Annotated in this window: 1 protein-coding gene; it reads left to right on the top strand. The window is 58.4% G+C overall.

Features of this window, described 5'->3' with window-relative positions:
- Positions 1–387: hypothetical protein (locus EP376_RS22735; RefSeq protein WP_206074849.1), on the top strand; the 387-nt coding region annotated here is incomplete at its 5' end.
- Positions 388–437: the final 50 nt, after the last annotated feature.

Raw genomic sequence — 437 nt, forward strand, 5'->3', positions numbered from 1 at the left:
GTTACCGAAGAAGAGCTTCGCGCGTTCGATGCCGTCTTGAGCAAGAACGGGATCAACAGCAGATCGGATGGTTTGCGCCGCCTGATCCAGTGTGCGAATGGCGTTTTCATCCCCGATGAACACCTGTCTTCTGAGCTGAGCAGCTTCCGTGCAGCCCTGAATCGTGTGGGTAACAACGTCTCCCAGATCGCCAAGCGCATGAACGAGGCGAACAAGAAGGGCCTTCGACCGCCCTTCGGGCCGGGCAGTCTATCGCAGATGCGGAGCCTCGCCGGGTTCGTTCTGGACTTTGCCGATCAGGTTCATTCGCTAGCAGAGCGCCGCCGCAGTCACCTGACATTGACGGTCAATGCCGCCTTGAAGGAGCTGGCAGATGGCGAAGAATAATGCGGTTGCCGCCGTCACTGGTGAGCTTTTCCAAGATGGGTGGAGCAAGG

Origin of the sequence: Alexandriicola marinus (assembly GCF_004000435.1) — a bacterium.
Taxonomy (GTDB): domain Bacteria; phylum Pseudomonadota; class Alphaproteobacteria; order Rhodobacterales; family Rhodobacteraceae; genus Alexandriicola; species Alexandriicola marinus.